Source organism: Paracoccus nototheniae, from assembly GCF_004335005.1.
Taxonomy (GTDB): domain Bacteria; phylum Pseudomonadota; class Alphaproteobacteria; order Rhodobacterales; family Rhodobacteraceae; genus Paracoccus; species Paracoccus nototheniae.
In genome coordinates, this window is the sequence record NZ_RQRT01000226.1 from 1 (window position 1) to 255 (window position 255).

The 255-nt window shown below is 58.8% G+C and carries 1 pseudogene; it reads right to left on the reverse strand.

What is annotated here, in order from left to right:
* Positions 1–255 (reverse strand): annotated as a pseudogene (locus EG885_RS22555) (hypothetical protein); the annotation flags it as partial.

Sequence of the window (255 nt, forward strand, 5' to 3'; positions counted from 1 at the left end):
AACGCCCGGCAGGCGAGTGCGATGCTGACCCCTCGATGCTTTACGGCCTTGGCGGCCATCTCGCGACACTGAGATGGCCCCGTCACTTTTTTCCAAGGGCCTGCTCAAGTTCTCTCGGACCGATGGCGTTCACCTTCGCAGTTCAACAGATCAGCCTGCATGCTCAGATCGGCAAACATGCGCTTCAGCCGGCGGTTCTCATCCTCCAAGCTCTTCATCTGGCTGATCATGGACGCATCCATGCCGCCAAACCTC